A 7,201-nucleotide genomic window follows, 5' to 3' on the forward strand; every position below is an offset into this window, starting at 1 on the left:
CGTGCATATTTGTGTTGTCATAAGCAATCATCGTGTCATGCATGATATCGCCTGCTATGACGACGATATCAGGATTTTGTGCATCAACTATAGCTACCAACTTATCTATTTGTTGATTACCAAACCATCTTCCCCAATTTATCTATTTGTTGATTACCAAACCATCTTCCCCAATGAGTATCAGACACTAATGCTATAGTCATAGGCTTATTCAGCGGCTTATCTGTCGTCACTGTCAAACGATGTACCACAGGCGAGTAAGCATTAAATACAGCCAAGCTGACAATAGCTACATAAGCCGTAAGCGCAAACACACGTATCAGCTTAGGACGCGACTGACACTTTAATAATTTATTAAAAAAGAGTGATAATACAGCAGTGGCTATACCTGCATAGAACATAAAGCCTTGTAAAATATTGATAACTAAATAAACGTTAAAACGCTCGCCCCAAAAATCGCTTAGACCATAAATGAGAAAAACATTATTAACGATAAAAACGCTTATAGCCAAAATAATCTTTCTACTCTGCCGATTTGGTTTGATAAACCAGCAAAGCAAAATACAAGTCATAAAGGAAAGTAATTGAGTGAAAACAATGAAGTACCACATAGTAAAATCTACTCAGATAGAATGAGATTATCTTACGATAAAAATAGCTTGTTTTTGGTGCTTAGCCCATATTCCATCAATATTCCATAGCTTTTACACGAATATCCGTTAAATAAAATCGTATGATTTATCATCAGAATCTTGCAGACAATAATAAAGGTGAAAAATGAATAAACGCTGGGGTTTTTGGACACTTTGGGTTTGTATCAGTGCCATCGCGGGCTTTGTATGGGGAGTTGCATTAAACGGTAATTCTTGGTTATCTATAGGCGGTATGGTGGCAGGCATAGGCTGCTTTATTGTGTTTTATACATTGCTTGATGATTTTGCACGCAAACACCAATTGCATCGGTTTATAGCAGCGTTACAGACAGGCGTCTATATAAAAGCAGGGTTACAGGTTCTAAATCTGGCCATGCCTATTGCTCCTTTTATATCACCAGAGATTTTGGCAGGGATAGCTGCTAGCTATATTGCTGAACTGTTAGGCTTGGATTATCACCAACCTTTTTTATCAAGCTTGGTTATGACGTTAATAACAGGCGCTTTACTGTCATTATGCGTCGGGGTTATCAGCCTTATCGTGCTTTTGGTATCAAATAAGAAAGCACGTACTATAATCGACCCACTATAAAATAAATACAGCGATACGGGTTACATTTTGCACTGCCTTAGCGTTTATCTGGTGCTATTTTACAGACGCCATTTTCACACGCTTGCACGACTGCTGTACCATATATCATCTTGGTCACCCAGTTTGGAATTCTATAACGATTGCGAGCGACATATGGATAGCCAAAGTTACCCAGTTGCTTGATCACTGGCAAAAACAACAACGGTGACCACTTAACGCCACCCGTTTTGTATAAAAGTCTTACGGCATCCATATGTGTGTACCAATTGCCATAGCTGTCTTTTATGCACATATAGGTCATCGCATCCTCACAGCTGAATCCTGCTACCGCTAACTCATCCAGTCCATCCACTACAGGAACTAAGCGTATCTTTTCCGGTTGACGTTTTTTCATATTATGCGCCTCGGTGCTGCATATCACGCAGGCATCATCGTAGTACATCGTGATGGATAAACTCGCCTGCTCTCTATAGCTGTTGATATGGTTTTGGATAATCATGTTAAAACTCCTTTATAAGTGATACATCAGCATCAAGGCTATTAACTTTTTCGGTCGTGTTAACTACTGAATACTTATTGACTGGTGCTAATAAGGGGATGACAGGCTGCTGCGTCCATTGCGGGGCTGCGGTATCTAAGCGCTTAGCCAGTATCGGTAAGTGATTGGTCGGCACCGCTGGAAATAGATGGTGCTCAATGTGATAGAGCAAATTAAACGTCAGTAGATTGATGAGCGGTTGGCGCTCACTGCGAGCATATACCACCTCATCGCAACCATGATGTACGCTCCATACCGCAAAAAATCCCACCATGGTATTGGCCAATATCATCACCAACACGTGATAAATCAACACTGGATACATCGTGATAAAAGCAGTGGCAATTACTGCGAAAATGAGCAACATATCAATGCCGACCAGCATACGATTACGGCGGCTACCATGCGTCAATCCAAACCACTGAATCGCAATCGAGAACAACCCGCCACCTAATATCGCCTTATACCATGGCAAGCGTGCCCAGTTACCCTCAACATCACTGTCGCCAAGCGGATCTCGATGATGGTTGAGATGAGTATGCCGAATAGCATGTGTGCTACAGAGCATTGTGATACTGAGAAAAAACAGCATGAGCTCGGTGGCAACTCTCCCTACTCCTAGCGTTCGATGATAACAATCATGCGCTTGTCTTAGTGCGGCAGTAAAAAAGAAAAATGTCGCCACAAGTGCAAGTAACCACCACCCTTGCCATGCGCTCCACCATGACAATAATAGAAAAGGTAATGATAAAAAAATATTATAAACAGTCTCTCTCAGACTAAGTTGACGCAAATCTTGCCATTTAATACTGGCTAACGAAGGATGACGCATGATGTTCTCCTTGCTTGATGATAAGTAGTAGCTGTCTTACTAGCGCGACCACTTAATTTAACTTGCTTAGTGTTATTTATTTTACTTCTGTCAAAAGTGAAATAAAAAGACAAATTTTTATTTATACTTAGTATTTATGATCAGTATTCGTGCTTAGGTAATACAACCCATCCTGTGACGATAGCGCTGATCCCGCCTAGGATACTAACAGGCAAAAAGAGTGCTACTATAGCTACACCTGATAATATAATGTTATCTAAAGCGCCAGACGGAAGCCCTGTTGATAATAAAATTATGGCTAGGAATACGATAAAAGTGCTAAGACAACCGATGATAAACAAGGGTAATACTTCATTAGATGAATCAAAGTATATCTGAAAATGGCAGATAACCACTCCTGTGACTAGTGAAGGTAATAAACCAATCAGGCTTCCAAGTATAATAATACTGAATAAGATTGCCACAGCTTGCATCACACCAAAACCAGCAGGTGTTATCGCGCCTGCTATTACACCTATTATAGTAATAGGTAAGCCAATAATTGAGCTACCTATTGCACCGCCTAACAATCCATAAAGCCCTATTACTCTACCGGTTGGGTAGTTTGGTACCGCAACTGTAGCGCCGCTCTCAATAATATCCATACACCCTCCCTTGTTTTATTTAATTTCTGTCAAAAGTGAAATAAATAGATAAATTTTATTCATGTTTAGGTAGTACAAACCAGCCTATTATTACAGCGATTGCACCACCATTACAGCAAAATAGAAAAAGCATCACAGCGACATCTATAAAATCTTTATCTAGAGTAAACAACACCATGTATATAAAAGTGCTTACAAAACCAATTATAAATAATAGTACCGCCTTTTTTATTGAATCAAAATACATCTTAAATAAGCATGCCATAAAGCCAGTTAGTAACGCAGGTAGAAACCCCATTATTCCAACAAGTAACAAAGCTCTAAAAAACCATTCTACTGAACGTTGAAACATAAATGTTTCAATAGAATTCTGTGTAATTAAACTAATAATTACCATAGATAAATCTAAAGCTATTCCGCCAAAAATGCCACCGAGTAACGCATAAAACCCCATTACTCTAAAGTAAGGATAATCAGATTCAGACATAGTTAAAACTGAACCTCCTATATTTCGCTCTTCTTTTTTCTTTAAAGATACGACTATTTGCTTATCAGTTTTTAGCTTATCAACAGTGGCGTTGCTATTAGTCTTACTCATAAAGACCTCTATTTTGTTTCACATGAAACTTATTAAGTATTTTCAATTTAAAACCTTATACTTATCTAAAAGTTATCAAAGTTTTGCAATGTCTTTTCTTTCGATAGTAGTAATTTACCTAGAATCATACTACTAAGTCCTCCCAGCAGCCCCATACCTCCTGTGAATGAGAATAGCTGTAAAGAAAAACTGTCCATCAGAAACCATTCGAATATATAGTAATTAAGCAGCACAACTGATACAGCGTAAGTGGAACTGACTAAAAAGCCCATTAAAAATAACTTACAGTAATCTTCAGCACCTTGTATTTTCATTTCATTTTTGACTACCCAAACCCCTGTAATTATAGAAGGTATTAGACCAAACACAGCACCAAGTACTATCGATGAAACAATAAATATTAATAATAACTCTATTCCTGGATAATCAAATATAAATAACGTACCAACCATTAGACCACCAGTGCTACCACCTAGTAGGCTATAGCCCCATCCCACTCGATTAAATGGATAAGATGATTCTTTGATCTCGTTCGTTAGACTTGTCATGATATTTTCTACTAATGAGCCTAAAAAAATGTTTCACATGAAACAGTTACCTAGTCATTTATGACTTCTGCTCTGTTAACGCTTGCTTTAGCGTTGGCTGCTGAAACTCATAACCTGCGTCCTGTAATACTTGCGGCAATACTTTTTGACCATCAATTAATAGCATCGACATCTCACCAAACATCAGCTTGAGTAAAAATTTAGGTAAGGTAAAAAAGGTCGGACGATGCAGCCATGCCCCAAGCGTTTTAGTAAAAGTATGATTGTTTACGGGGTTTGGCGACGTGAGGTTATATACAAACCCTGGTGTATCACTGGTAGTCTGCAAGGCGTTATCATGTACAGTATCAGCACCACTATCGTGCTTACCAGTAAGGTGCTGCTCAATGATAAATATCGTCGCCCCTACCCAGTCTTCACGGCTGACCCAACTCATGACCTGCTGACCATCGCCCAACTGACCACCAGCGCCCATTTTAAACGGTGTCAAAAGCTTGCCAACCATGCCACCCTCAGGATGAATCACCACACCAGTTCGTACGATGGCCACAGGTACACCATACCCGGTTGCCGTCAAAGCGAGCTGCTCCCATTGCTCACACAACTGGTGGGCAAAATCTGTTTTGTAGTTGCTACTTTCGGTCAGTGGTGTATCACCTTGTACACCATACCAGCCAATCGCTGAGCCACTGACTAGCAGCTTGGGCTTGATACTGGTACGGGCAATAAACTCCAGTATTGACTCGGTAGGTTTAATACGGCTCGCAAGCAGCTGCTCTTTACGCTCATCACTCCAACGCGTATCAGCAATACCTGCACCGGCTAGGTTCAAAATCATATCAAAGGTATTGTCTGTTTTTGAGAGTTCGTCATAAGTCATCATGTCAATATCATTAGGATGTTCTTGGCTGCTGTCACGTGTCAGCCAAGTAATATGTAATTCTCTATCAGCCGTTTGATAACGTTTCTGAATCTCTTTGCTGAACGCACTACCCAAAAACCCTGAACCGCCACTAATTAGAATATTCATGCCCTACTCCCTAATGTGTATTATTTTTCAGTAAAACTTAACCCGTTATAGTTATCGTCTTCTTTTTTAGCCTTTATATCAAAATGACTTTTACATACTTTTGGTAAAGCAATAAGGCTAGCAATCGCTGAGTTGATGCCACCAAACAATCCTATAGCCATCATGAATGTGAATAATACACCCACTTCTATCAATGAGTTTATGCCTAAATACAAAACGATTGCACCCATATAACATGCTGAAGTTATAAAACCAGTTAAGAATGTCGTTCTTATACTTTTACGATCACCGCGCCATACCTTTTGACTAGCAACGATAACACCTGTTAATAAAGCAGGGATAAAACCAAGTAAGCCGACGTACAGTAATGGCTGGTAACCAATTTGAGCAAAATCAGCATCTCTAAAGATGAATAATAAAAACAGCTGCGCTACCATTCCACCAACCAAGCTACCAAGCCCTGCAAACAAAATAATCACTTGTAGATAAGGATACGCACCTAAACTATTATTCGTTTTCATTCTATTTATCTCATTAACAGTCATCGTTAATTTAGTATAAATATGGCGTTGGCAAAGCCAATGAAATTACTATGGATAATTGATGGATAGTGATTTGTCTTATTTAAACGCACCTCTTATTTTTGCTTTTGGCAATGCTGACATGCCTACCCATTCTACTAAGCAAAATGCTTACGAATAGGACATTCACTGTCATTACTATTTTGATTTTTATCTTTTAACTTACTCGCATAATTATTTATAGATTCTATGACAGCCGTCATATTTGGCAATACATGTGCTTTGGTCAGATGCGGCGCTGCTACATCTAAACGCTTGGCAAGCTCAGGTAAATGATTGGACGGCACAGCAGGAAAGAGGTGATGCTCGACGTGATAAAGTAAATTGAAGGTCAGCAAATTAACTACAGGATTGCGCTCAGTTCGAGCGATTGTTTCATCACAATCATGATGCACACCCCACACAGCGATGATGCCCACGCTGGCATTGGCCAACATCATCGTCAGTAAGTGGTATATCAATACTTGAGTCAAGGTTGCAATAGCAGGAACCGCCATAGGAAGCACAGCCAATACCAGCGCCGTGATAATAACAAGGGCAATCAGGCCAAACTCTAACCAAGCGATACGCTGATTGCGGCGACTGCTAAGCCGCAGTCCTTGGCGGTAAATATCCAATCGATATGCTATGCCGCCAAGCATGGCTTGCCACCACGAACCTTTTGCCAAACGGCCTTCGATATCACTGTCACCTAACGGATTGCGGTGATGTTCCATGTGAGTGGCTCGGATACTATGCAAACTGGTCATCAATAGTACACTGAGCAGTAACAATATGCCGGTAACGGTGCGTTTGCTCACGCCCAAGCTATGGTGATAACCATCGTGCGCTTGGCGAAAAGCAGCAGCGAAAAACAAATAAGAAGCGCCACATGCCATCACATACCAAGACTGGCTAGCGAACCACCAAGACAGCAATAAAAATGGATAAGGCAAAATGAGGTTATAAGCAGTTTGAGCACGCGTTAGTTGGCGCAAATCCTGCCACTCAACTGAGGCCATTGCATTTTTAATGGATTGCTCTTTATTAGCGTGTGTCTTATTTGCATTCATTTTACGCACCCATTTGTCGTTACTGTTTCTTATTGCTGCGATTCTTACTAAAACTCGTATCGCTTGATCTTGACTAGCTTTTATATTTATTACATAAATTTCTGTCTAAACAGAAATTTTCACTTAAATTTTT

At 39.9% G+C, this 7,201-nt stretch carries 10 protein-coding genes; 1 reads left to right on the top strand and 9 read right to left on the bottom strand.

The features are described 5' to 3' along the window. Positions 1–116: 116 nt before the first annotated feature. Positions 117–512, bottom strand: a complete 396-nt coding sequence (locus ACT3RN_RS13550) for a hypothetical protein (RefSeq protein ID WP_442070024.1) — start codon at positions 510–512, stop codon at positions 117–119. Between the two features lie 265 nt (positions 513–777). Between ACT3RN_RS13550 and ACT3RN_RS13555 the strand changes: the two genes are divergently transcribed. Then, entirely contained in the window at positions 778–1,245 is a 468-nt protein-coding gene (locus ACT3RN_RS13555; RefSeq protein ID WP_442070022.1) for a hypothetical protein, read from the top strand. Between the two features lie 37 nt (positions 1,246–1,282). Here the strand turns inward: ACT3RN_RS13555 and ACT3RN_RS13560 are convergent, their stop codons facing one another. The 8 genes from ACT3RN_RS13560 to ACT3RN_RS13595 all read right to left on the bottom strand — a co-directional run bounded on the left by ACT3RN_RS13560 (position 1,283) and on the right by ACT3RN_RS13595 (position 7,068). Then, complete coding sequence (locus ACT3RN_RS13560; RefSeq protein WP_442070020.1) at positions 1,283–1,744, bottom strand: thiol-disulfide oxidoreductase DCC family protein; 462 nt, start codon at positions 1,742–1,744, stop codon at positions 1,283–1,285. A 1-nt stretch (position 1,745) separates the two neighbouring features. Further along, positions 1,746–2,615, bottom strand: coding sequence for a fatty acid desaturase family protein (locus ACT3RN_RS13565; RefSeq protein WP_442070018.1), 870 nt, complete (start codon positions 2,613–2,615; stop codon positions 1,746–1,748). A 140-nt stretch (positions 2,616–2,755) separates the two neighbouring features. Next, positions 2,756–3,259, bottom strand: coding sequence for a hypothetical protein (locus tag ACT3RN_RS13570; protein WP_442070016.1), 504 nt, complete (start codon positions 3,257–3,259; stop codon positions 2,756–2,758). Between the two features lie 55 nt (positions 3,260–3,314). Further along, positions 3,315–3,857: a hypothetical protein gene (locus ACT3RN_RS13575; RefSeq protein WP_442063395.1), complete on the bottom strand. Its 543-nt coding sequence runs from the start codon at positions 3,855–3,857 to the stop codon at positions 3,315–3,317. Positions 3,858–3,922: 65 nt separating this feature from the next. Further along, positions 3,923–4,405, bottom strand: coding sequence for a hypothetical protein (locus tag ACT3RN_RS13580; protein ID WP_442063393.1), 483 nt, complete (start codon positions 4,403–4,405; stop codon positions 3,923–3,925). 58 nt (positions 4,406–4,463) lie between these two features. After that, a complete protein-coding gene (locus tag ACT3RN_RS13585) occupies positions 4,464–5,435 on the bottom strand; it encodes an epimerase (RefSeq protein ID WP_442063391.1) in 972 nt (323 codons plus the stop codon). A gap of 20 nt (positions 5,436–5,455) precedes the next feature. Next, entirely contained in the window at positions 5,456–5,980 is a 525-nt protein-coding gene (locus ACT3RN_RS13590; protein WP_442063389.1) for a hypothetical protein, read from the bottom strand. Between the two features lie 134 nt (positions 5,981–6,114). Continuing rightward, positions 6,115–7,068, bottom strand: coding sequence for a fatty acid desaturase family protein (locus ACT3RN_RS13595; RefSeq protein ID WP_442063387.1), 954 nt, complete (start codon positions 7,066–7,068; stop codon positions 6,115–6,117). Between the last annotated feature and the right edge of the window lie 133 nt (positions 7,069–7,201).

The organism is Psychrobacter sp. AOP5-GZ1-6, from assembly GCF_052376345.1.
Lineage (GTDB): Bacteria > Pseudomonadota > Gammaproteobacteria > Pseudomonadales > Moraxellaceae > Psychrobacter.